The following is a 22,231-nucleotide window of genomic DNA, read 5'->3' as shown; positions in this document are numbered from 1 at the left end:
CCGGGCTTTTTTACATTTCAGCTCACCAACAGCTGATTCAACTCCCCAACAATCCCGTAGTGTCCGCATCAAACAGTTTTTTGGTCTGGTTGGCGGCAGGCGTCAGCAGGGCAAGTAGTTTGGCCTCGTTATACAACTGCGTACTGGCCAGGCTCTTGGGTGTCGGCTCAATCGGGATAATGACGTCCTCATTACCCGCGTCATTCGCATGCAGCCAGATCGCCACAAAGTGCAGTGCCGAGACAAACAACACTCTGAGTTCATAGGATTTCCCCTGCAAACTCGCCGAGTTTTCTGCCAGGTTCAGCGCACTGACGGTGGCGGGGGCCATCGCACCATGGTTCAGCGATGAGAACTCAACATGGCCGTGTACTTCGGCCAGTTCTGCATCGGCAATGGTCGTTCCATCGGAAAAGACCAGGTAGTGCCAGTTACCTTGGGTGGCCGCTTTCAAGCCTTTGTCTTGGGTCAGGTCTTCCAGGCTCAGTGAATAACCGCGGTAAGGCTCGGAGAGGCTAATTTTGCTCGGGACGGCATTTGCAAACTGGCGGTTGATGCCAAAACCTTGTGTCTGCAAGGCTGCTTGAAGAGCAGGGCGCAGTGTTTGTACGCCGTTGGAAGGCGCCATTGGGTAAGAAAGTTTCATGCTGCCCTCCTAGTTTTTCCGGGTGAAGTAAGTGTTGGTCCAGTTGCCGCCGCCGTTGTATGAGCCGGGGAACGTATTTAATGCGCGCGTGGAATAGCCATAGATGGAATCTGCAACCAATACATAGTTGCCGTTGGTCCCATAAAACGTCAGGAAGTGAGCGCCACCGCCATACCAGGCAACGCGTATGCCGATGGGTCTTCCCATGTTGATCTGGTTTTCAATGGCGCTCATTTGAATCGAACCCTGGCTCATGCCGGCAAAGCTTCTTGTGGTCTTGAGAGCCGAATCCAGATAGCCATAAACGTTGCAAGGGCCAGGCTGGTTGCAGCAGGAGTTCCTGTCGAGTTCATAGTTGGCGACGACGCATTGGGCCCAGGACCCGGTGCCGTAATAGTTGCCAATAGACGCCGAAACCGCTGCCCAGCACCAATTGGTTTGGGTTTGCCGCTGCATGCTGAAGCTGAGACTGGCAGCGGCCAACGCTGCTTGCTCTGCCGATGTTTCGATATCGGCCAGTTCAGGGTTGATAAGGTGTTGGGACAGGCATTTGGGAAGTGTTTCGCCGGTGGCCGAACTTTTAAGCTGTGTCTCTTCAGTCAGTAACATGATTCATCCTCCATGAATGAACGTAAGCGTCCAGCTTGGGTATATGTACCTAATTGAAATAAAACTGCTTTTTAGCGGGTGAGGTATCGGCTTGCGCTATTTGCCATCTTCGATGGCCGGCTCCGATCGGGTCTCGCTGTAACCTTAGGGCGCAATATGCGTTAGCGCAAATTTATAATGCGTTAATGCATTTTTTGTGGCGGACGTCTTCGAGTGGAGAGGGCGCTTGCACTCCCTCGCCCCCACTGGGGCGAGGGGCCGGCAGCATTACTCGCAGCCACAGTCTTTGGCGCCTGGTGCGGTCTCGTAACGATCGTGATAGCGCACCCATTCCATGCCGTGCTCTTCGTTGCGGCCCTTGGGCGTCAGGTCGAGGAAGTTATAGGCTCCGACCAGCAAGTCCAGGCCGCGCGCGTAGGTGGAATAGGTGTGGAAGATTTCCCCGGCGTCATTGCGATAAAACACACTCAGCCCCGGCAGTTCGCCTTCAGTGCTGGTGCTTTTTTCGTAGTTATAGGTCGCGGTGCCGTCCGCGAGTTCCTGATCGCTGATGGTCACCTTGTAGTCGGCGTTGAAGTCGCTGCCGGCCGATGAGACCCATTTGAACTTCCAGCCCATGCGTTTGCGGAACGCCTGGAATTCTGCCAATGGCGCGTGGGAAACCACCACCAGTGAAACGTCGTGGTGGGACAGGTGCAGGTTGGCGCCGTCGAAGTGGTCGGACAGAAACGAGCAGCCATGACAGCCTTCTTTCCAGCCCTTGGCAAACATGAAGTGATAGATGATCAACTGGCTGTTGCCACCGAAAAGGTCGGCGAGGTTTTGCCGCCCATCGGGGCCTTCGAACACATAGTTCTTGTCGACTTTTACCCAGGGCAGTCCGCGACGTTCGGCGCTGAGTTTGTCGCGTTCCCGGGTAAAGGCTTTTTCGTGAATCAGATGTTGTTTACGGGCCGCGAGCCATTCTTCTCGGGACACGACCTTGTGCTGTTGCACGCTGTTCATGACTTCCCCTCCTGCGAGGTTGGCGTGTTGTGGCTTACACAGCCTAGTCGTTTGGCCGACGCTGTAATCGACAAGCCGCTGATCGGCTGTCGCCGTCATCTGCCCGCATGACAACCTGGCTGAACGGCTGCCGATGGCGCCGGTCACAACCTATGAGAGGCCTCTCACTGTTTGGCTGGAGGTTGATATCGGATGACGGCTTATAACTGGGATTTGCTTGAACGAATGCTGCACGAAGTGCAGAACAGCGCCGACCACAGCTTTGCTCCGCGCGTCTATGCCGAGCAGCATGCTGCGGAGAAGGCGGCAGAGGGTGAGCCCATCGGCAATCTGGATGAGCTGAAAGTGACCGCCACCGAATATGAAAAGCTCCTGCTGGACCGTGGCTATATCGAGTCCCGCCCCGAGGACGAAGGTGGTAACGGCGAGAACTTCATCCTGACACCGCGCGGTTCGAGCCTGCTGTACATGATCGACAGCAGCAGTGCGGGCAATGATCATTCACGGCAGGTGCTCGACGAGCAGGTGGATGCATTGGACCCGGCGACCTTTGATGAGGTGGCGTCTAAAGCGCAGATCGCTTAAGAGGCTCCTGCGACCTTCAAGCACTTCAATGCGCTGAAATCGCTGCGCATCTTGTCGATTTTTTTCAGTAAGTGCTGGCGTTGATCAACGGTACTGTCGGCCATCAGGTCGACAATCAGGCTGCGTGCCTGGGCTTCGGTGTTGCTGTAAGCCTGGCGATAGGCCGGGGTCCATAAGGTCTCGCGATCGACCAGCAGGGTTTCGATGCGTTGCGCAAAGTCGCTGCTGTGGCGTTGTTCCACTGCTGCGCTGAACAGTGCCTGCCAATGAGCGCGATTGGCGATCCATTGCTGATTTTGCTCGCCCAGCGCGTTGGCCCAGGCAACAACGCGCTGCGCTTGAATAGTGTTGAGCGGGCCAAGCCAGTCGCCCAGGCGTTTATCCATCCGCTCGATGCGATGTTTGACCTGTTGTGCCAGCGGTGCTTTGAGGTATTTCTCCTGATGCACGCGCTGGTCTTTGGCGAAGGCCTGTTTCATCTCGTTGACCTGCTGGTCATTCAAGCCTTGCAACAACTCGACCGCCGACGGGGTGATTTCCCGGGCGGTCTGGGCAATGGCTTGCTTGGCTTCGAGGATGCGGGTTTGCAGCGCGGCGTCCGTGACTTGATTGGTTTCGACCATCTGCTGCAAACGGTCGAGCCAGTCGACGTAGCCGGGTATTTGTGTGGAGCAATGCCAACTGAGGTGTTCCTTGAGACGTTCGCTGAGCCAGCCTTTCTGCTCGCTGTTCATGTCCAGGTAGTCGTTGAGCGTCCAGGGAATGATGATGTCGAGATTGCGATAGGCCAGGCTCACTCGGTTGCAGGCCGGTAGCGAGAGGCACAGGGTCAGGAACAGGGCGAGGTGTTTCAACCAGCGCGACATGAGCCAATCCTTGCAAGGGCGTAGTTCTGGTATCTGAATGCAGGATGGACCCGGCTGTTCAGCTGATCAAATCGAACGCACGTTTGGTCTTGAAGGGTGTAGCAGGGGAGGAGGGTTCCAGTCCTAGCGCTTCGAAGCTCAAAGCGCTTAGGGACCAGGGTGACGCGAGGGGGGTATTACTTTTTGCCCAGGGTGATCTGTTTGGACGGGCCGAATGTCTGGCCGCTGACGCCTTTGGCAATTTGCTGGATCTCGCCGCCGGACTTGAGGAAAGCAGCAATCTGGTTGTTGATCGATTCGCTGGTTTCAACGGCTGGAGCTGGCTTTGCTTTGCTGTTGGATGCTTTTACACGCATGGCGGCCATTAACCTGTAGAAAATTAACTTGGCCAGGCATCGTACAGGAAATACTTGACAATTGCTTGGTAAATATCTGCCTGAAATAACCGGGGGCAGGTGTCGATTATTCATAAGTTACTGTTCGCAATAATCACCTAAGCTGCTGTTTTGAATAAGAACGCAGGCCTGAAAAGTACCGTGTATGGCTTACCGATATCGGCAAAAAGGTCTCCGGACGGTCTGACGAGCGGGCTCTGCTCTGGTGCAAAACCCAGGAAAAATGAGCCTTGCAGCGGATTTTTCTTCGCAAGCCGGCCAGTCACCCAACAGCGCCAGCAAAACCGGGTAGAATGGCGCCCAAGCAATGAGGGTATTGGAAATGGCTTTAGTCGGGCGCTACAACAGCTTGCAAGTGGTTAAACACACTAACTTCGGTTTATATCTGGACGGTGGCGCGGATGGCGAAATCCTTCTGCCGAATCGTTATATCCCCAAAGATATTCCCAGCGAAGATGAAGACTGGCTGAACGTTTTTGTTTATCTGGACAGCGATGACAAACTCATCGCAACTACCGAAAAACCGAAAGTTCAGGTCGGTGATTTCGCCAGTCTTAAAGTCGTTGAAGTCAACAGCATCGGTGTGTTTCTCGACTGGGGTCTGCCCAAGGACCTGCTGCTGCCGTATTCCGAAGAAAAGCGTCAGATGACCGCGGGCGAATACTGCGTGGTGCATGTCTACCTCGACAAGCACACCCGGCGTATTACCGCGACCGCGCGTCTGGATCGCTACCTGGACAAAACCCCGGCCAACTACAAACCCGGCCAGGAAGTTGACTTGCTGGTAGCCGAAGCGACCGACATGGGTTTCAAGGCGATCATCAACAACAAGCATTGGGGTTTGATCCACAAGAACGAAATCTTCAAGTTCATGCGTGCCGGCAAGGAAGAGAAGGGGTTCATCAAGGAGATCCGCGCCGACGGCAAGATCAGCCTGAGCCTGCAGCCCGTGGGCGAAGAAGCCGCCACCAGCCTGAACTCGAAGATTCTCGCCAAGCTGCGCGACAACAACGGCACCTTGCCGGTCAGCGACAAGAGCGACCCGGCGCTGATCAGCAGCCTGTTCGGCGTCAGCAAAGGCAACTTCAAGAAGGCCATCGGCGCGCTCTACAAGAACGGCCAGATCGTCATTCATGCGGATCGCATTGAACTCAGCTGAGCCGAGCTGACTTGACCTGACCTGACTGCCCCGGCCAAGTACCGGGGCATTTTGTTTTTAATGAGTAACTGCCATGTCGTTAACCGTTCGCGAGGTTTCGCGGTGATTGCCACTCGGCGCAACGCCGATGGTTTTGCCCTGCAAGTGATGCTCGGGTTGTGTCTGATCTGGGGTATCCAGCAGGTTATGATCAAATGGGCGGCGGCGGACATCGCACCCGTAATGCAGGCCGCCGCACGTTCCGGAATTTCCGCATTGCTGGTGGGTTTGCTGATCTGCTGGAAGGGCGGCTGGAATCAGGTTGGCAGCACCTGGCGCGGCGGTTTGCTGGCGGGCGGTCTGTTTGCCACCGAGTTTCTGTTCATCGCCGAAGGCCTGAAACTGACCACGGCGGCGCACATGTCGGTGTTCCTCTATACCGCGCCGATCTTCACCGCATTGGGCGTGCACTGGCTGCTGCCGAGCGAGCGTTTGCGACGGTTGCAATGGCTGGGGATTTTGCTGGCGTTTGTCGGTATTGCCGTGGCTTTTGCCGGGGGTGTGTCCTGGGACAATCTGGACCGGCGGATGCTGCTCGGCGATGCGTTCGGCGTTCTGGCGGGGGCCGCCTGGGGCGCGACGACTGTCGTGGTGCGCGCCTCGCGGTTGTCGGAAGCACCGGCGACCTTGACCCTGTTTTATCAACTGATCGTCGGCTTTCTCGGCCTGCTGCTGATTGCCGCGCTAAGCGGGCAGATCACCCACGTCCACCTGACTAACGTGGCGGTGGCCAGCGTGCTGTTCCAGGGGCTGGTGGTGTCGTTTTTCAGCTACCTGACGTGGTTCTGGCTGCTGCGCCGTTACCTGGCATCGAACCTCGCGGTGTTCTCTTTCATGACGCCGCTGTTCGGTGTCACCTTCGGGGTGTTGCTGCTCGGTGAGCCGTTGAGTGTCAACTTTGTCGTCGGTGCCGTGCTGGTGTTGCTCGGCATCACCTTTGTCAGCGCAGAACAGTGGGTGCGCCGTCGTTTGCGCACAATGCTGGAGCGTTGAGTGGACGCAGCAGCAAACCACCGGCTACCAGCAGGCCGCTGCCCGCCACCATCAACGCCGGTTGCAAGCCACCACTGAAGTGGCTGCTCAGCGCTGCCAGCAATGGCCCGCTGAGCTGACCCACGGCAAAACACGCGGTCAGCAGGCCGGCATTGCGCTGGGTGGCCTGCGGCGCCAGTTCTCGCGAGCGCTGCATCACCAATTGCATGCAGGCCAGAAACGGCGTGCCACACAGAATCACCCCCAGAGCCAGACCGAGACCGCTGCCCAGCAGGCAAGCGAAGACCCCGGCGGCTTGCAGCCACAATGTCGCGATCAGCCAGTGACGCGTGGCGTTGGGGTTATGCCGGCGCAAACTCACCAGCAGCACACCGATGGCGGACGCCAGGCCAAAACACGGCCAGAACAAATCGGCCTGCCATTGACCGTGAAAACGGGCACTGGCCATCTGCGACAGGAAGGTCGCCGGAATGATGTAGCCCAGGCCGTACAGCGCGTAGATCAAACCGAGTCGCGGGATACCGGCACTCTTTGAGGAGACGGCCGTGGCTGTGGCTGCCGAGCTCGCAGTCGGTTGCGGCAGGATCGGCAGAATCACCAACAGCATCGCCAGGCCTACGCCGGCATACACCAGCCACAAGGTTGCGGAGCTTTGTCCCAACAGGTTCGAGCCAAGTGCGAGCAAACCTGTCAGAAAAATCCCCAGGCCCGGTCCGGCGAATACCAGTGCACCAAGCCGTGGACGTCCGGCGGCCATCGCTAATGGCTGACTCAACGCGGTGATCATCACCAGCACCCAGGCACTGGCTACACCAGTACCGAAGCGCAAAACCAGATGCGGCCAGAAGCCCTTGGCCCAGAACGAGGCGAGGGTCAGTAGCACGCACAGCCACAAACCGCCGAGCAAGCGTCGACGGACTTGCTCGGGGCGATGGGCGAACATCGCGTCCACTGCACCGATGAAGTAGCCCAGGTAATTGGCTGCCGCAATCAGACCCGCGGCAGTCAGGTCGATCTGACCTTCGCTGAGCAAATGCGGCAGCTGCGGAGTGAGCGCAAAGCGCCCAATGCCCATGGCCATCATCAAGGCAATGAAGCTGGCGAGTAAGCGTATAAGCGGCGACATGGTCGGGATTCCTGCGACGGAGCAATGACCGTCAGGCTAGGACTGATTGACTTTCTTTAAAAATGAATAATAGTGAGCAACTTGTTCTTATTTGGAGAAAGGTGTGGAATTCAGCCAATTGCGCATCTTCCAGGCGGTGGCCGAGGAAGGTTCCATCACCCGCGCCGCCGAACGCTTGCATCGGGTGCCGTCCAATCTGTCGACCCGGCTCAAGCAGCTTGAAGATCAGCTGGGTGTAGAACTGTTCTTGCGTGAGCGTCAGCGTTTGCAGTTGTCGCCCGCAGGCAAAGTGCTGTTGGACTACACCGCCAAGCTGTTTGCCCTGCATGACGAAGCCCACGCAGCCGTGCAGGGCGGGCAACCGGCCGGCGATTTCGTGCTGGGCACCATGTACAGCACCGCGGCGATTCATCTGCCGGGTTTGCTGGCGCGCTATCACCGCACTTATCCGGCGGTGAACCTGCAAGTGCAGTCGGCGCCCAGCGGTGAATTGCTCGAAGGCCTGCTCACCGGGCGTCTTGACGCCGCGCTGGTCGATGGCCCGCTGCAACTGGCCGGGCTCGACGGTGTGCCGCTGTGTGACGAAAAACTGGTGCTGATCAGCGAAGCCGATCACCCGCCGGTGCGCAGCGCGCTGGATGTGCAGGGGCGTTCGGTGTTCACCTTTCGCCAGGGCTGTTCCTACCGGATGCGCCTGGAGGCCTGGTTCGCCCATGATCATGCGGCGATGGGCCGGGCGATGGAAATCGAGTCCTATCAGGGGATGCTGGCGTGTGTGATTGCCGGTTCCGGCGTGGCGCTGATGTCCGAGTCGATGCTGGCCAGTCTGCCGGGACGCGAGAGTGTGGCCGTGCATCCATTGGCCGAGCCTTTCGCCAGTGCCACCACCTGGCTGATGTGGCGAAAGGGTATGCTCGGCGCCAATCTCAATGCCTGGATCGAGGTGCAACAAGCGGTGTATGGGGTCTCATCTTCGGCGAACGATTGTGGCGAGGGAGCTTGCTCCCGCTCGGCTGCGCAGCAGTCGTAAGGCGTTTGGCGGGTTCAGCCCTAAGGGGGTTTTAGGGCCGCTTCGCGTTCCAGCGGGAGCAAGCTCCCTCGCCACAGTGATTTTGATGAATTCGGTAACAGATCTTTGCCTTTTGAGGCGAGCATTGCGTAAGACTTCGGACTACTATCTGTATGAAGCGTCTATAGAACCCGGTCGCTCAGCACTACCCTGAAGGGGGGGCACCATGAAAGAGAAACTGCAAAACTGGCTCCATGACCTCGGTGTCGCGCTTGGTTTGATCGAACCACCTCTGCAACCCGTGCCAATCCGCACCGATGATGAGCAACGCCGCCGTCAGCAACGCCGCCGGTAAACGAGGTAAGGCGTGAAAGGATCGCAGCCTTCGACCACCGCGTCGGAGGCGCGGCTGCGCTAGCTCACTTGCCTCAAGCGTGCTGTTGCAGCCACTGGTCAATCATCGTGTGCAACTTCTCCCCGGAAAAACTCCCGAAATGTCCGCCATGCACAGTGCGAATCGGCAACGAGCGCAAGCGTTGCAGGCTGCGGGCGTAATCCTCAAGGTTGGAATGATAGGCGTCTTCGACCAGCGGTCCGTCGTAGATGATGTCGCCGCTGAACAGTGTGCCGGTGGCAACTTCAAAAAGGCTGATACCACCCGGTGAATGACCGGGAGTGTGCAGCACCTGCAAGGTTCGATTTCCCAGATCCAGCACGTCACCTTCTTCGATCAGCCCGGTGGCGGGTGCGGCTTTGACCCGGTATTCGGCGTAGCACAGTGGGCAATCGGGGTGGGCTTCGAACATCTCGTCGCCGACAAACGCCCTGGAAAGGGTGTTGTCGCCGTCGGGTTCGGCGAGGATCTGCGCTTCGGCCGGATGCACCAGCCGCTCGGGGAATTCGTGATGACCGGCGATATGGTCGAAATGGCAATGACTGGCCACGGCCACCAGCGGCCGGTCGGTCAGCCAGGGCAGTTGCTCGCGCAGGCTGACCAGGCCCGAGCCGCTATCGAGCAGCAGGTCTTTGTCGCGGCCCTGAATGTGCCACAGGTTGCAGCGGTAGAACGGTCGAATGTACGGCTCGTGAATCAGCCGAATACCGTCGCTCAGGTGTTTGACTTCGAACCATTGGTCGCGACTGACGATTTTCATCGTGCTTTCCTCCAGGCGAAAAAAACGGGTGCAGCAACCGACGCTGCACCCGCCGAAGAAAAGGTTCAAGCCATTATTGGTTTCAGTTTATATCGCGTTCGCCACGGCAACCGGGCGAGGGGACAGCAGGCTGACCACGACGAAACTCACCAGGCCGACGGCCAGGCTGTAGTAGATCGGGGTGTTGGCATCCAGGCCATCCTTGAACATGAACACCAGGGCAGTCACAAAGCCCAGGCCCATGCTGGCGATAGCGCCGGAGGTGGTTGCCCGTTTCCAGAAAATGGCCCCGATCAGCGGAACCAGCATGCCGCCCACCAACAGGTTGTAGGCCAGGGTCAGGGCACTGATCACGTCACTCACCACCAACGCGATACCCAGCACGACAATACCGGTCAGCAGGGTGAACAGCCGGTTGATGCTCAGGCTCGACTGTTTGCCACCGCGCAGTTTTGGCAGCAGGTCTTCGGTCAGGGTGGTTGATGCGGCGAGCAGGCCGGCGCTGGCGGTGGACATCATGGCGGCCAGGGCTGCAGCGATCACCAGACCACGGATACCGTCAGGCAAGGACAGTTTGACGATTGCGGCGAAGGCGTTGTTGACGTTGTCCAGGTCCGGGATCAACACGTGCGCAGCCATACCGATCAGCGCACAGGCCAGGCCGTAGAGGATGCAATAGAAGCCGGAAATGGTGCCTGCATACTGAGCGACTTTTTCGTTCTTGGCGGTGAACACCCGTTGCCAGATGTCCTGGCCGATCAGGATGCCGAAGAAGTAGATCATGAAGTAGGTGATGATGGTGTCCCAGCCGATGGTGGTGAAGCTGAAGCTGGACGCTGGCAGTTTCAGCACCAGCTCCTCCCAGCCGCCCACGCGGTACAGGCAGATCGGCAACAGGATGAACATCAGGCCAACGGTCTTGATCACGAACTGAACGATGTCGGTCAGGGTCAGCGACCACATGCCGCCGATGGTCGAATACACCACCACCACGCCACCGCCGAGTACCACTGAAATCCAGAAGGGCAGGCCGAACAGCACTTGCAGCACGGTGCCGATCGCCAGGATCGAGGTCACGCCGATCATCAACGCGTAGGCCAGCATGATCACCGCACTGGCCTGGCGGGCCATTGGGTTGTAACGCTTTTCGAGGATCTGGGTGACGGTGAAGATCTTCAGTTTGAGCAGCGGCTTGGCCAGGAACAGGTTCAGCGCAATGATCCCGCAACCCAGCGCGGCGCAGAGCCAGAAGCCGGAAATACCGTGGACGTAGCCCAGGCGAACGGTGCCGACGGTCGATGCGCCGCCCAGTACGGTAGCGGCCATGGTGCCCATGTACAGGGTTGGACCGAGGTTACGACCGGCCACGAGGTAGTCTTCGTGGGTCTTGGCCTTGCGCATGCCGTAATAGCCCAGCACGAGCATGCCGGCGGCATAGATGAGTACAACGAATAAATCCAAAGCCATGAAGCGTGTCTCCGATTGTCTTTCTTATAAGAGTCTCGTAGGAGCAAGGCTTGCTGTGGCGAGGGAGCTTGCTCCCGCTGGGCTGCGTAGCGGCCCCAAAAATGCGACTGCTGCACAGTCGAGCGGGAGCAAGCTCCCTCGCCACAAACGTCCTGTCCCTACGAGTAATGCTTGAATCTGGTGGTTTGCACATGACCGCTTTAGCGAGCGAATCCGTGCCCGTACTGCCCGTGCTGCCCGAACACCGCCACTGGTGCTGGGAACAGGCTCGACAACGTCGGCAGTCGCACAACGCCTGATTGGCATTGCGCGATAGCTGCGGTTGTCCGGGGTGCAGAAAGCGAAACCGTTAGCGGTGCTGAAGCAGCAGGCTGGGGGCGCTGCCTCAGCGGTGCGCCACGCCCGGCAATACGCAGAGCATTTCGTACAGCAGGTTGGCGCCCAGCAACGAGGTGTTGCCGGTGGTGTCGTACGGCGGCGAGACTTCTACCAGGTCGCAGCCAACCAGGTCGAGGCCTTGGCAGCCACGAACGATTTCAATCGCCTGAATGGTCGTCAGACCGCCGATTTCCGGGGTCCCGGTGCCGGGTGCCCAGGCCGGGTCGATGCCATCGATGTCGAAGCTCAGGTACACCGGGCCACCGCCGACTTTTTCACGGACTTCAGCCATCAGCGGTTCCAGCGACTTGTGCCAGCACTCCTCGGCCTGAACCACGCGGAAGCCCTGTTTGCGGCTCCAGTTGAAGTCTTCGGCGGTGTAGCCCTGCGCGCGCAGACCAATTTGCACGACGCGGTCGCAATCCAGAAGGCCTTCTTCGACGGCGCGACGGAAGGTGGTGCCGTGGGCGATCTTCTCGCCGAACATGTGATCGTTCACATCGGCATGGGCATCGATGTGCACCAGGCCGACCTTGCCGTGCTTTTTGTGGATGGCACGCAGGATCGGCAGGGTGATGGTGTGGTCGCCACCGAGGGTCAGCGGGATCACGTCGTGTTCGAGGATCTCGTTGTAGGACTCTTCGATGATCCGCACGGCGTCCAGCAGGTTGAAGGTGTTGATTGCCACGTCACCGATGTCGGCAACCGACAGCGAGTCAAACGGTGCAGCGCCGGTGGCCATGTTGTACGGGCGGATCATTACCGATTCAGCACGGATCTCGCGCGGTCCGAAGCGAGTGCCGGCGCGCAGCGAAGTACCGATGTCCAGCGGGATGCCGATGAAGGCAGCGTCCAGGCCGGCCGCGGTTTGCAAGTGCGGGAGTCGCATCATGGTGGCGATGCCGCCGAAGCGCGGCATTTCATTGCCGCCCAGTGGTTGGTGAAGAATCTTGTCCACGGGTATGGCCTCATCATCATTGTTTTATTTATGGGGTTGCACCGCGCAAAGGGATCGCACGGGCACCTGTTGGACGGATTCTGCGAAATACGCTGCGGGAGAAGAATCGCTACCGGCAAATACTTAGTTCAGGTTTTTCTAAACTAATGGCCCCGGCAGCGATAGACTTCACACTGATCGTGTTTGGAGATCCCCCCCATGGCCAACGCTTTACCCGACCTGAAACTGTTGCGCATCTTCGTCAGCGTGGTGCGGCATCAGGGGTTTGCCAACGCGCAGCAAGAGCTCAACCTCTCGACATCGGCCATCAGCACCTACATGAGCCAGCTCGAAGCGGCGTTGGGTTTGGTGCTCTGTCATCGTGGGCGTGGCGGTTTCAGCCTGACCAGCAAGGGCGAGCTGTTCCATCAGGAAACCTTGCGCCTGTTCGGTGAGCTGGAAGGTTTCGAGCAATACGCCGCGGCGCTCAAGGGCGAGTTGCGCGGCACGCTCAACCTCGGGGTGATCGACTCGACCGTCAGCGACAAGGCCTTGCCGTTCGCCGAAGCCATTGGTGCCTACAGCCAGGAGCACCCGGCGGTGCATTTGCACCTGTCGGTGATGAGCCCTTACGAACTGCAACTCGGCGTGCAGGACAACCGACTCGATCTGGCCATCGGTGCGTTCTCCACGCGCATGAGCGGGCTGGTCTACATGCCGCTGTACCGTGAACAACATTGGCTGTATTGCAGCAATCGTCATCCCTTGTTCAACGAGCGGCGCATTCCCGAACAAGTCATCACCCAGCAGCGCATGGTCGGTCGCGGTTACTGGAGCCAGGCCGAATTGGCCCGCCACGGCTTCAAGCACAGCGCGGCGACTGTGGAGAGTATGGAAGCACAGCTGATTCTGGTGTTGTCCGGCGCCTACATCGGCTACCTGCCGGAGCACTACGCTCAAGCCTGGGCCGACAAGGGCGATTTGCGCGTGCTGCTGCCGGCCACTTTCGGCTACCAGGCCCCGTTTTCGATGATCGTGCGTCGTGGGCGCAGTCGCGAGCCATTGATCCAGACCTTCCGCGACTTGCTCAAAGCGCAGCTCAATCAGGTCTGATGGGGAAATCGTATGTCCAGAATCCAATGCGCCCGTTGCCTGCGCCCGCAAACTCACTGCCTGTGCCCGTTGATTCCGAGCCTCGACAGCCGCACCCGGGTGCTGCTGTTGCAGCATCCAAGCGAGGTGAACCATGCGCTGAACACCGCGCGGCTGGCGGCGTTGGGGCTGAACAATGCCGAGCTGATCGTCGGCGAAGTGTTCGAGGATTTACCGCGTCTGCTGAATCAACCGGGTTACCGGGCCCGCTTGTTGTTCCCGGCTGACGATGCACAACCGTTGCAGGCCTATACGCCTGACGATCAACCGTTGCTGCTGGTGGTGCCCGACGGCACCTGGCGCAAGGCGCGCAAGATGCTGCACCTCAATCCATTGCTGGCAGCGTTGCCCCGAGTGACGCTGGCCGAAGGCGCTGTCTCGCGCTATCGGTTGCGCAAGGCTCCGGGGCCGGGAGCGTTGTCGACGGTGGAGGCGATCGTGCAGGCGTTGCAGGTGCTTGAGGCACCGACGACCTTCGAGCCGCTATTGCGACCGTTTGAAGCGCTGATCGAAGGGCAGATTGCGGCGATGGGGGAGGAGACGTACCAGAAAAATCATGGTGGGGCTGATTCATAATCAGCAGGTCTACCAAGTCGCCCCCATCGCGAGCTTGCTCGCGATGGCAATGGACCAATCAAAGCCGATCCCGGTAAAAAAACCTACCTCTCGCGCATCGCTTCGGTGCGGGCCTTGAGCACCGGTTTGAGCAAGTAATCCAGCACGCTTTTCTCGCCGGTGATGAGGTCCACCGTAGCGACCATCCCCGGGATGATCAGCAGCGGCTTAACGTCGCCGCCCAAGTGGTTTTTGTCGGTGCGTACCTGAATCAGGTAGAAGCTGTTGCCCTTGTCGTCGGTGATGGTGTCGGCCCCGAGCAGTTCGAGTTTGGCGCTCAGGCCGCCATAGATCGTGTAGTCGTAGGCGCTGAACTTGACCATGGCTTTCTGGCCAGGATGCAGGAACGCCACGTCTTGCGGGCGGACCTTGGCCTCGATCAGCAGGTTGTCTTCCAGCGGCACGATTTCCACTATGTCGCTGCCCGGCTGAACCACGCCACCGATGGTGTTGACCTTCAGTTGCTTGATCACCCCGTGCACCGGCGACACCACCGTGGTGCGGGTGACCTGGTCATCGATGGCAATGCTCGACGCGGTGATTTTCGACAGGTCGGTGCGTTTCTCGTTGAGCTCCTTGGCGGCGTCCGAGCGAAAGCCTTGCACTGATTCATCGATCTTGCTTTTGATCTCGTTGATCGCCGATTCGGCCCGGGGAATCGCCAGGGTGGTGGCGTCCAGCGAACCACGGATTTCCACAGCGCTGCGTTTGAGACGAAGCATTTCCACTGGTGACACCGCGCCGGTTCCCACCAGCGGTGCCGACATGTTCATTTCCTGTTGCAGCAAACCCAGACTGGAACTGAACTGGCCCTGCTTGGAACGAAACTCTGCCAATTCCTGGGTTTTTTGTCGAAGTTGCTCCGTCAGTGTGCGTTGCTCGCTGGCCAGGCGACGTTGCCGTTGTTCAAACAGCGAGCGCTCGTCTTCAGCCACTTGCGGGGCGTTTGCGATGACCTCGTCAGAAAGCTTGAAAGGCCGACCCTCGGCTTCGGCAGACAGCCGCTCGACCTTTGCGATCAAAGCAAGGCGATCCGCCTCACTCTCGCCCTTGTTAGACAGAAACCGTGTGTCATCAAGGCGCAGCAGGGTATCGCCCTTGTTCACGATTTGCCCTTCCCGCACGAATATCTCGGTGACGATACCGCCCTCCAGGTTCTGGATCACCTGAACCTTGCTGGACGGTATGGCCTTGCCCTCACCCATGGTGACTTCTTGCAGCACGGCGAATTTGGCCCAGACCAGCGCAGTGATGATCAGCGCCGCGGCGATCCATACGGTCATCCGCGACCAGCGCGGCGAATCCTGCAGCGATGCTGCGTAGATGTCGGGCATGAATTCGCTTTCTGCGCTTTTGCTGAAGCTATTGAAATAGCCGCGTGAACCTTGTGACGCAGACATAGGCGACTCCTAAACAGCCACAGAGCCGACACGGCCCTTGCGCAGTGCATCGATGACCGCTTCTTTCGGACCGTCGGCGACGATCCGGCCGTTGTCCAGCACTACCAGACGGTCCACCAGGCTGAGCATCGAGGTACGGTGGGTGACCAGCAGCAAGGTTTTACCCTGAACCCACTTATGCAGGCGTTGGCGCAGAACTTCTTCGCTGCTGTTGTCCATGGCGCTGGTGGGTTCGTCGAGCAACATGATCGGCGGGTCGAGCAATAATGCTCGGGCCAGCAGCACCGCCTGACGCTGGCCGCCGGACAGCAACTGGCCGCGCTCACCAACAGGCCGATCAAAGCCTTGCGGGTGCTGGCGGGCGAGGTCGGTGACACCGGTCAGTTCGGCCACTTCGAGCATCCGCGAGTCGCTGATATAGCGGGCGCCGAGGGTCAGGTTGTCCCGCAGGCTCCCGGCCAGTAGCGGAAGGTCGTGGGCGACATAACCGATTTGCTGGCGCAGGTCGGCGACGTCCAGTTGCCTCAGGTCCAGGCCATCGAGCAGCAGTTGGCCTTCTTCCGGTGCATAGAAACCCATCACCAACCGCGTCAGGGTGCTTTTGCCCGAGCCGCTGCGGCCGATGACACCGATCCGTTCGCCGGGTTTTACACTGAAGCTGACGTTGGACAGCGCCGGGGAGTTTTGCCCGTTGTAGTGGAAGGTTACGCCGCTGACGTCCAGTGCACCCAGCAGCTGCGTGCGTTCAAGTGGCCGCTGTTTGGCATCGCGTTCTTGTGGCAGGGACATCAGCGTATCGGTGCTGCGCATGGTCAACTGGGCTTGTTGGTAGCGGGTGATCAGCCCGGCGATTTGCCCCAACGGTGCGAGGACGCGGCTGCCGAGCATGTAGGTCGCCACCAGGGCGCCGACGCTGAGGTTACTGGCGATGATGCTGTAGACCCCGGCGACGATGGTCGCCATGCCGGAGAACTGCTGGATGAACTGTGTGCCGTTGGTGACCAGCGCCGACAGGTGGCGGGCATGGCTGTCGAGGCGGGTGAGGGCGCCGTGGGTGCTTTCCCATTTGTGCTGGCGTTCGCTTTCGGCACTACAGGCCTTGAGGGTTTCCAGGCTGCCGAGGGTTTCGATCAGCAGTGCCTGGCGTTCGGCGCCAAGCGCCAGACTCTTGCGGACCGTGTCGCGCAGGCGGATCTGGACCATCATCGCGAAGAGGATAGTGATCGGGAACGCCAGCAATGGGATGACCACCAGCCAGCCACCGAGCAGGCCGATCACCACCAGCATCAGCACCGTAAACGGCAGGTCGATCAGGCTGGTCAGGGTCACGGCGGTGAGAAACTCGCGCAGCCCCTGGAAGTCGTGGATGCTTTGGGCAAAACCGCCAATGGTTGCCGGTCGCGCTTTCATCGACATGCCGGTGATACGTTCGAACAAAGTCGCGGAAAGGATCACGTCGGTTGTTTTCCCGGCGGTGTCCAGCAAATGCGCGCGTACGATCCGCAGCACCAGTTCAAAACCGGTACCGATCAACAGCCCAATAGCCAGCACCCACAAGGTCGAGGTGGCCTGGTTCGGCACCACCCGGTCGTAGGTCTGCATTACAAACAGCGGAACCATCAGCCCCAGCAGGTTAATCAGGAGACTCGCCAGAATTGCATCGCTGTAGAGCCAGCGCGACAGCTTCAAGGTGTCGCGAAACCAGGCCTCGACGCGCGGCACCAGCGGTGAGCGCAAGTCTTCGAGCTCATGCCGTGGCCGGGCGAATAACGCCTGGCCACTGTATTCCTCGGCCAGTTCTTCACGGCTGACCCATTGTTCACCGCCCTCGGCCTCGCTAGGCAGAATCAGCGCCTTGCCATCGTCGCCCCAGCGCCGCAAGACCGCGCAGCGGCCATTCTTGAGGATCAGCATCACCGGCAGGTTGAGCGTTGATATCGACGCCAGTTCACGCCGCAGCAATCGCGCCTGCAAACTGGCCCGCGCCGCTGCACGGGGCAGCAGCTCCAGGCTCATGCGTTGCCTGGCCAGTGGCAGCCCGGCACTGAGGCTAGCCCGGCTGACGGTGCAGTCGTGCAGCTTGCAGAGGATCAACAAACCATCCAACAGCGGATCATCAAAGCTCAGACGTGGATCAGCGCCATTGTTGCCGGGTTCCATGCTGGTCAAATCGATCTCTCCAGTGAGCTATCTCATTTCAGGCAAACGGGCTTCGCTCTTCACTTCGGTCTGGGCGATCGCTTCCGCCGGCACCACGACTTTTTCCCTGGTCAATAATTCACCCATGTTCGCCAACACTCGGTACATGGAGAACTCCTTGCTGTAACGCACTTCGGTGTAGCGGCGATTGGCGTTGTACAGCTCGTTTTCACTGTCCAGCAGGTCGAGCAGGGTCCGTTGGCCAAGGCCGAACGGGTCCTGGTAGGCCGTACGTACCCGGGTGGTTGTCCAGTGTGCTTTGAATCGCTTCGCTCAGTGGCATGGCCTGGGTCTGATGTGAACAAGCCGTGGCCAATAAAATCGCGCAGCAGAGGGGTTCGAAACGGCCATAGTCCCTGATCCTGATGGTGCTTATCAGTCGCCAAATAATTGGCGAGATTTATAGGTCAAGCTGTTTCAGGCTTGTAACAGAGAGCTAAGAACATCTTGGAGAGAAACCAAGAGGAATTTCTCATAAGGCCTATGTCAAAAAAAGCTAATGCGCTCTGCTAAATCCAGTACATCGTTCAAACCGAAGACCCTTGGTTTATAAGCTTTAGAGAACTTTGGCGGTCTGAAGGAGCGCTCAATCACTTTTTCAACATAGGGGGGATGGAGCGGCGCGTTTTCTTGAATGGCATTTTTTTTGACACTCTTCTCGAGAAATCTTGACGCTGCTTACGCAGGAGGGGGTGTCCTGACGAGAAGTTGATTTCATTCGGTTTTACCCCGGCAGAAACAACCAGCCTGCGAGGGCCATGTGGGGCGAGAAGATGGAAACGGAGCGCAGTTTGCGCTGAGCCAGGTAACTGCAGTGCGAACAGGCAGAAGAACCTGCGTCGATACAGACTCAGCCAGCCCACACCCCATTTGGGTTTCAGCTCATTTGAGCCGCGCCAGTGTTGAGTGACCATGGCCCTCTCGGCCCTTTTTTTGCCAAAAATAGACCGCCAAAATATCGACGCTTAAGTGTCCGCTTGTCGGAATATTGGCGCTTTTCACCTTTCCCTTCGGGTAGCGCCTTTACAAGGTCTGACCCGACAGCTAGACAAATATCAACCTGATATCAGGAAAGGCCGTCTCCTTGACGCAGTGATATCCCAAGGCACGGCCCCCCACCCAGCCATTATTTCAGGAGTCCCTTCCACATGGGTGCTCTCGGTTTATTGCGTGCCATGCGCAGCGCAGTCCCAGGCTTGGTCCCACGTTCGCCCAACCTGTCTTGCGCGTTCCTCAAGCGCGGCGAGCTTCTCCACCTTCGCGATACCGGCGCCCCTCTGCCGGCAGCGCCCATCCAGTCAGGCCCGGCAGTCGGCTGCCCAGCTGGCCGACGATGTCTGGCGACCGTCTCGTACCGCTCCCGAACAACCTGAGCGGTACAAAAACGGGACTTCGTCCCCATCGCCTCACAGACATCGGATGACGACATCGTGAATGGACAGAACACTGCGCCGGTTTGCTCCAGCAAAGAAGAGTCCGTTTTGTGGCTGTTAGCAGTCCGTAGCGATTTTTAAAGAACTGGCATTCTCGGGAGTAAGACATGGCTACCACCACTACCAGCGGCGGAACCGTTACTTCGTTTTCCAACACCCCGCAGGCGACGGATGACATCTTCACTACTGGTGTTATTGGTACGGGCAGCGCGACCATCACTGAAGATCTGCAGGGGGTCGTATATCTGGACGTCATGTCCAATGATCTGGGCGGCAACGCGAAAACGCTCTGGTCGCTTGATGACGCACTCAGCGCTTCCACTGCGACCAAGATCTATGCCCCCGCCGACCTCCTGACCCAAGACACGAGCAGAATTGAGGCGCTTGATCCACTCAGTGGTGACCACAGTCGCCAGGGTGCCAAGATCTGGATCACCCAGGATGGCAGGGTCGGCTACGATGCCGCTACTTTGTCGGATGCTTTCAAGGTACAACTCCAGGCGCTTGCTGTCGGCGAGTCCCTGACGGACAGCTTTACCTATGCGATTCGTCTCGGCAACGGCACGCTCAGTTGGGCCACTGCGACCGTGCAGTTTGCGGGGCGCAATGACGCTCCGGTGGTGACTGGCACAGTAACCGGTAATGCCGATGAGGACGGGCATGCTGTCACGTTGAACGCTCTAGCACACGCCTCAGACGTCGATCATGGCACTACACTTTCTGTCGTTAACCTCCCGGCTTCCCTACCAGCCGGCGTGAGCTATGACGCGATAACGCATTCTTTCACGCTTGACCCGACGAACGCGGCCTACCAACACCTCGCAGTAGGCGAGCCGATGACGGTGACGGTGAGCTTTGGTGTTACCGACGGCATCGCCGCAACTCCCGGGTCGATGTCATGGTTGATCACCGGCACCAACGACGGTCCGGTGGCGGTGGCCGATACGGCCGCCGGTACGGAAAACCAGACCCTGACCATCAACGTGCTGGCCAACGACACCGATGTTGACGACGGCCACCTGTTCACGTTGAACTCGGCCAGCGCGCCGGCAAACAAAGGCAGTGCCAGCGTGGTCGGCAACCAGCTGGTGTTCACCCCCGGAACTGACTTCGACCACCTGGCGCAAGGCGTGGTCGAGCACGTGACGCTCACTTACCAGATGCAGGACGAACACGGCGCGCTCTCGAGTTCCACGGTGGACGTGACCATCACCGGCACCAACGACGCGCCGGTGGCGGTGGCCGATGTCGCCGCCGGTACGGAAAACCAGACCCTGAGCATCAACGTGCTGGCCAACGACACCGATGTCGATGACGGCCACCTGTTCACGCTGAACTCGGCCAGCGCGCCGGCAAACAAGGGTACAGCCAGCGTGGTCGACAACCAGCTGGTGTTCACCCCGGGAAGTGATTTCGACCATCTGGCGCAGGGTGTGGTCGAACACGTGACGCTCAGTTACCAGATGCAGGACCAGTACGGGGCACTCTCGAGTTCCACGGTGGACGTGACCATCACCGGCACCAACGACGCACCGGTGGCGGTGGCCGATACGGCCGCCGGCACGGAAAACCAGACCCTGAGCATCAACGTGCTGGCCAACGACACCGATGTCGACGACGGTCATGCATTCACCTTGGTCAGCGCCAGTGCGCCAATTGGCCAAGGCAGTGCCAGCGTGGTCGGCAACCAGTTGCAGTTCAACCCGGGGGCTGATTTCGACCACCTGGCGCAGGGTGTGGTCGAACACGTGACGCTCACTTACCAGATGCAGGACCAGTACGGGGCGCTCTCGAGTTCCACGGTGGACGTGACCATCACCGGCACCAACGACGCACCGGTGGCGGTGGCCGATACGTCCGCCGGCACGGAGAACCAGACCCTGACCATCAACGTGCTGGCCAACGACACCGACGTCGACGATGGTCATGCATTCACCTTGGTCAGCGCCAGCGCGCCAATCGGCCAGGCCAGTGCCAGCGTGGTCGGCAACCAGTTGTTGTTCACCCCCGGAACTGACTTCGATCATCTGGCGCAAGGCGCCACGGCCAGTGTCACACTCAGCTACACCATGACCGACGAGCATGGCGCGATCTCGACCAGCAGCGTAGATGTGACCATCACCGGCACCAACGACGCGCCGGTGGCAGTGGCCGATACGGCCGCCGGTACGGAAAACCAGACCCTGAGCATCGACGTGCTGGCCAACGACACCGACGTCGACGACGGTCACGCGTTCACGCTGAACTCGGCCAGTGCGCCGGCAAGCAAGGGCACGGCCAGCGTGGTCGGCAACCAGCTGGTGTTCAATCCGGGGAGCGACTTCGATCATCTGGCACAGGGCGTGGTCGAGCACGTGACGCTCAGTTATCAGATGCAGGACGAACACGGTGCGCTCTCGAGTTCCACGGTGGATGTGACCATCACCGGCACCAACGACGCACCGGTGGCGGTGGCCGATACGGCTGCCGGCACGGAAAACCAGACACTGAGCATAGACGTGCTGGCCAATGACACCGATGTCGACGACGGTCACGCGTTCACGCTGAACTCGGCCAGCGCGCCGGCAAACAAGGGCAGTGCCAGCGTGGTCGACAACCAGCTGCTGTTCACCCCGGGAAGCGATTTTGATCACCTGGCACAAGGGGTGGTCGAGCACGTGACGCTCAGTTATCAGATGCAGGACGAATACGGCGCGCTCTCGAGCTCCACGGTGGACGTGACGATCACCGGCACCAACGACGCGCCGGTGGCAGTGGCCGATACGGCCGCTGGCACGGAAAACCAGACCCTGACCATCAACGTGCTGGCCAACGACACCGATGTCGACGACGGCCACCTGTTCACGCTGAACTCGGCCAGTGCGCCGGCAAACAAGGGTACGGCCAGCGTGGTCGGCAACCAGCTGCTGTTCAGCCCGGGAAGTGATTTCGACCATCTGGCGCAGGGCGTGGTCGAGCACGTGACGCTCACTTACCAGATGCAGGATGAACACGGCGCGCTCTCGAGTTCCACGGTGGACGTGACCATCACCGGTACCAACGACGCGCCGGTAGCGGTGGCCGA

General features: G+C 59.3%; 19 protein-coding genes and 1 pseudogene. 8 read left to right on the top strand and 12 right to left on the bottom strand.

Annotated features, from left to right (window positions below; translation table 11 throughout):
- Positions 1-37: 37 nt before the first annotated feature.
- The 3 genes from AC1RJ3_RS02795 to AC1RJ3_RS02785 all read right to left on the bottom strand — a co-directional run bounded on the left by AC1RJ3_RS02795 (position 38) and on the right by AC1RJ3_RS02785 (position 2,260).
- Positions 38-646: a hypothetical protein gene (locus AC1RJ3_RS02795; protein WP_493077339.1), complete on the bottom strand. Its 609-nt coding sequence runs from the start codon at positions 644-646 to the stop codon at positions 38-40.
- 9 nt (positions 647-655) lie between these two features.
- Positions 656-1,255 (bottom strand): papain-like cysteine protease family protein, encoded by a 600-nt coding sequence (locus AC1RJ3_RS02790; RefSeq protein WP_493077337.1) that lies wholly within the window; start codon positions 1,253-1,255, stop codon positions 656-658.
- A gap of 267 nt (positions 1,256-1,522) precedes the next feature.
- Positions 1,523-2,260, bottom strand: a complete 738-nt coding sequence (locus AC1RJ3_RS02785) for a DUF899 domain-containing protein (RefSeq protein ID WP_493077335.1) — start codon at positions 2,258-2,260, stop codon at positions 1,523-1,525.
- A gap of 192 nt (positions 2,261-2,452) precedes the next feature.
- Between AC1RJ3_RS02785 and AC1RJ3_RS02780 the strand changes: the two genes are divergently transcribed.
- Positions 2,453-2,845, top strand: coding sequence for a hypothetical protein (locus tag AC1RJ3_RS02780; RefSeq protein ID WP_054596229.1), 393 nt, complete (start codon positions 2,453-2,455; stop codon positions 2,843-2,845).
- Here AC1RJ3_RS02780 and AC1RJ3_RS02775 read toward each other — a convergent pair.
- Complete coding sequence (locus AC1RJ3_RS02775; protein ID WP_493077331.1) at positions 2,842-3,711, bottom strand: DUF6279 family lipoprotein; 870 nt, start codon at positions 3,709-3,711, stop codon at positions 2,842-2,844. The two genes, AC1RJ3_RS02780 and AC1RJ3_RS02775, sit on opposite strands and share 4 nt — an antisense overlap.
- 176 nt (positions 3,712-3,887) lie before the next feature.
- Positions 3,888-4,076, bottom strand: coding sequence for a PFL_1563 family small protein (locus AC1RJ3_RS02770; protein ID WP_017337097.1), 189 nt, complete (start codon positions 4,074-4,076; stop codon positions 3,888-3,890).
- Positions 4,077-4,428: 352 nt separating this feature from the next.
- Between AC1RJ3_RS02770 and AC1RJ3_RS02765 the strand changes: the two genes are divergently transcribed.
- Both AC1RJ3_RS02765 and AC1RJ3_RS02760 read left to right on the top strand, forming a co-directional pair.
- Positions 4,429-5,265 carry a CvfB family protein gene (locus tag AC1RJ3_RS02765; protein WP_019692453.1) on the top strand — a complete coding sequence of 279 codons (837 nt, stop codon included), beginning with the start codon at positions 4,429-4,431 and terminating at the stop codon, positions 5,263-5,265.
- Between the two features lie 102 nt (positions 5,266-5,367).
- On the top strand, positions 5,368-6,297 hold the full coding sequence (locus AC1RJ3_RS02760) for a DMT family transporter (RefSeq protein ID WP_493077839.1): 930 nt from the start codon (positions 5,368-5,370) through the stop codon (positions 6,295-6,297).
- Here AC1RJ3_RS02760 and AC1RJ3_RS02755 read toward each other — a convergent pair.
- The gene (locus AC1RJ3_RS02755) at positions 6,245-7,423 is read right to left on the bottom strand and encodes an MFS transporter (RefSeq protein ID WP_493077329.1); all 1,179 of its coding nucleotides are present in this window, start codon (positions 7,421-7,423) and stop codon (positions 6,245-6,247) included. The two genes, AC1RJ3_RS02760 and AC1RJ3_RS02755, sit on opposite strands and share 53 nt — an antisense overlap.
- A 103-nt stretch (positions 7,424-7,526) precedes the next feature.
- Between AC1RJ3_RS02755 and ptrR the strand changes: the two genes are divergently transcribed.
- Complete coding sequence (gene ptrR, locus AC1RJ3_RS02750) at positions 7,527-8,453, top strand: putrescine utilization regulator PtrR (RefSeq protein ID WP_489111735.1); 927 nt, start codon at positions 7,527-7,529, stop codon at positions 8,451-8,453.
- A gap of 205 nt (positions 8,454-8,658) precedes the next feature.
- Positions 8,659-8,787, top strand: a complete 129-nt coding sequence (locus AC1RJ3_RS02745) for a PA1414 family protein (protein ID WP_009042667.1) — start codon at positions 8,659-8,661, stop codon at positions 8,785-8,787.
- 73 nt (positions 8,788-8,860) lie between these two features.
- On the opposite strand, the gene AC1RJ3_RS02740 is transcribed toward AC1RJ3_RS02745, so the two are convergent.
- The 3 genes from AC1RJ3_RS02740 to speB all read right to left on the bottom strand — a co-directional run bounded on the left by AC1RJ3_RS02740 (position 8,861) and on the right by speB (position 12,389).
- Positions 8,861-9,586 (bottom strand): MBL fold metallo-hydrolase, encoded by a 726-nt coding sequence (locus AC1RJ3_RS02740; RefSeq protein ID WP_103315559.1) that lies wholly within the window; start codon positions 9,584-9,586, stop codon positions 8,861-8,863.
- An 87-nt stretch (positions 9,587-9,673) separates the two neighbouring features.
- A complete protein-coding gene (locus AC1RJ3_RS02735) occupies positions 9,674-11,053 on the bottom strand; it encodes a sodium:solute symporter family protein (RefSeq protein WP_493077326.1) in 1,380 nt (459 codons plus the stop codon).
- Between the two features lie 385 nt (positions 11,054-11,438).
- Entirely contained in the window at positions 11,439-12,389 is a 951-nt protein-coding gene (gene speB / locus AC1RJ3_RS02730) for an agmatinase (protein ID WP_054596236.1), read from the bottom strand.
- 198 nt (positions 12,390-12,587) lie between these two features.
- Between speB and AC1RJ3_RS02725 the strand changes: the two genes are divergently transcribed.
- A complete protein-coding gene (locus AC1RJ3_RS02725; protein WP_054596237.1) occupies positions 12,588-13,481 on the top strand; it encodes a LysR family transcriptional regulator in 894 nt (297 codons plus the stop codon).
- Positions 13,482-13,493: 12 nt separating this feature from the next.
- On the top strand, positions 13,494-14,096 hold the full coding sequence (locus tag AC1RJ3_RS02720) for a tRNA-uridine aminocarboxypropyltransferase (RefSeq protein WP_347929291.1): 603 nt from the start codon (positions 13,494-13,496) through the stop codon (positions 14,094-14,096).
- An 83-nt stretch (positions 14,097-14,179) separates the two neighbouring features.
- On the opposite strand, the gene AC1RJ3_RS02715 is transcribed toward AC1RJ3_RS02720, so the two are convergent.
- The 3 genes and pseudogenes from AC1RJ3_RS02715 to AC1RJ3_RS02705 form a co-directional block, all read right to left on the bottom strand.
- Positions 14,180-15,535, bottom strand: coding sequence for an HlyD family type I secretion periplasmic adaptor subunit (locus AC1RJ3_RS02715; protein ID WP_493077323.1), 1,356 nt, complete (start codon positions 15,533-15,535; stop codon positions 14,180-14,182).
- Positions 15,536-15,544: 9 nt separating this feature from the next.
- Positions 15,545-17,704 (bottom strand): type I secretion system permease/ATPase, encoded by a 2,160-nt coding sequence (locus tag AC1RJ3_RS02710; protein WP_347929293.1) that lies wholly within the window; start codon positions 17,702-17,704, stop codon positions 15,545-15,547.
- A gap of 18 nt (positions 17,705-17,722) precedes the next feature.
- A pseudogene (locus tag AC1RJ3_RS02705) lies at positions 17,723-17,983 on the bottom strand (TolC family outer membrane protein); the annotation flags it as partial.
- A gap of 1,291 nt (positions 17,984-19,274) precedes the next feature.
- On the opposite strand from AC1RJ3_RS02705, the gene AC1RJ3_RS02700 reads away from it, so the two are divergent.
- The coding region (locus AC1RJ3_RS02700; RefSeq protein ID WP_493077320.1) for a cadherin-like domain-containing protein at positions 19,275-22,231 on the top strand (2,957 nt) is incomplete at its 3' end.

The organism is Pseudomonas sp. GW822-FHT04C11 (genome assembly GCF_058800905.1).
The sequence above is the reverse complement of the archived record's forward strand: the minus strand, read 5'-3'. Positions and strand labels throughout refer to the sequence as shown.